This window comes from Gilliamella sp. wkB112, from assembly GCF_001690685.1.
GTDB classification, from domain to species: domain Bacteria; phylum Pseudomonadota; class Gammaproteobacteria; order Enterobacterales; family Orbaceae; genus Gilliamella; species Gilliamella apicola_J.
Genome location: NZ_LZGL01000006.1, coordinates 1 through 1,937 on the forward strand (window position 1 = coordinate 1; position 1,937 = coordinate 1,937).

The window sequence follows — 1,937 nt, forward strand, 5'->3', positions numbered from 1 at the left end:
TACCAGTTTTGATGTATGTTTCACAAGCTACATGAGCCTTAGGATCTTGTTTTAATATAGCATCAAGTACAGCATCTGAAATTTGATCAGCGATTTTATCTGGATGACCTTCTGAAACGGATTCTGAAGTAAATAGGAATTCTGACATGATATACCTTCTTAATTTATCGGATGTAATGCTTAAAATATGAAGTAGAGCGGTAAGGTTTTTATTTTAGCAGTTTTACCATCTAGACGTCTATTCTAATTATTTATAAACTAAAAAGCTAGTATTAGCTTAAATAAAATTACTTGCATTAATTTGTAATCAATTTACGATAGTGCGCATTTATTCTTCTTTATAATCGATTTTTAGTTAACAGGTATGAATATTAGAAGACAACCTCCATCGATATTAGTGTTTGATTCTGGTATTGGTGGATTATCTGTCTATAATGAAATTTACAAAAAAATGCCTAATTTACATTACATTTATGCATTTGATAATGAAATGTTTCCATATGGTGATAAATCCACTGAGTTTCTTATTGACCGAGTAAATTCGGTTATTGAAGCAATTACAAAATCTTATTCAATTAGTCTAGCTGTGATTGCTTGTAATACCGCAAGCACAATATGTTTACCTAGTTTACGCGCTAATTTTCCCTTCCCAATTGTGGGCGTAGTACCAGCCATCAAACCGGCTAGCCAAATTACCCAAAATAAATGTATTGGACTTTTAGCGACCAAAGCAACAATACAACGGGCTTACACAACGAATTTAATTAATGAATTTGCCAAAAATTGTACTGTTAATCTGCTTGGTTTGTCAGAATTAGCTCTTATTGCAGAAAATAAATTACAAGGTATTGCTGTAGATATGCAACAATTGAGGTACCTATTAAAGCCTTGGCTTTGCTTAACAACAGTACCTGATACTATAGTTTTAGGTTGTACCCATTACCCATTCATTAAGGAAGAACTACAAATAATTTTCCCAAAAGCAACTTTTATTGATTCGGGTCATGCAATTGCTTTTCGTGTTTATAATTTACTCAATGCACAATATGATGCAAATAAGATATTCCGTTCTGATAGAGAAAATATTGTATTAAGTACAACGTATAATCAATATGTGCAAAAACTAATTCCAAAATTAGTAAACTATAATCTCATTAAATATCAATCAATTAACATTTTGGGTGTTTAAAGGTTATGCGACTAAATAAATAATTGATCTTTTTTACTTGCCAAAAAAAATGAAGCCCCTATAATGCGCATCCACTGACACGCAGTGATGAGCAATCAGGCAGTGGCAAGTTAGTGAGCAAGATCGAAATTTTAGAAAAAAGATCTTGACGAATAAGAAGGTGTAGCGTAGTATACGCAGCCCTTGAGACAGCAAACTGAATCAGCGAAAAGGTTGAGGAAGGTTAAGAATAAATAGGCTGTCAGCTCTTTAAAAATTAAGAAACAGACAATCTGTGTGGGCACTTGCGAGACGAAGAAATTAAAAGTCTACGGACTTAAAAAATTAAGTCTTGATAAGTGACACTGAAGATTCATTTGAATATGTCAGAGACAGTTATTGAGCATCAAACTTTAAATTGAAGAGTTTGATCATGGCTCAGATTGAACGCTGGCGGCAGGCTTAACACATGCAAGTCGAACGGTAACATGAGTGCTTGCACTTGATGACGAGTGGCGGACGGGTGAGTAATGTATGGGGATCTGCCGAGTGGCGAGGGACAACAGTTGGAAACGACTGCTAATACCTCATAAAGTTGAGAAACCAAAGCATGGGACCTTCGGGCCATGTGCCATTTGATGAACCCATATGGGATTAGCTGGTTGGTGAGGTAAGGGCTCACCAAGGCGACGATCTCTAGCTGGTCTGAGAGGATGACCAGCCACACTGGAACTGAGACACGGTCCAGACTCCTACGGGAGGCAGCAGT

Annotated in this window: 2 protein-coding genes and 1 rRNA gene; 2 read left to right on the top strand and 1 reads right to left on the bottom strand. The window is 36.1% G+C overall.

What is annotated here, in order from left to right; all coding sequences use genetic code 11:
- A partial coding sequence (locus A9G12_RS12005; protein WP_304362710.1) for an S-adenosylmethionine synthetase N-terminal domain-containing protein occupies positions 1-148 on the bottom strand: 148 nt, incomplete at its 3' end.
- A 216-nt stretch (positions 149-364) separates the two neighbouring features.
- Here A9G12_RS12005 and murI point away from each other — a divergent pair.
- A complete protein-coding gene (murI, locus tag A9G12_RS01660; RefSeq protein ID WP_065564153.1) occupies positions 365-1,189 on the top strand; it encodes a glutamate racemase in 825 nt (274 codons plus the stop codon).
- 394 nt (positions 1,190-1,583) lie between these two features.
- Positions 1,584-1,937 (top strand): 16S ribosomal RNA (locus A9G12_RS01665); the annotation flags it as partial.

Bases quoted from the DNA above. Each gene is read 5' to 3' on its own strand.
- murI (WP_065564153.1), top strand. From the start codon at position 365: ATGAATATTAGAAGACAACCTCCATCGATATTAGTGTTTGATTCTGGT.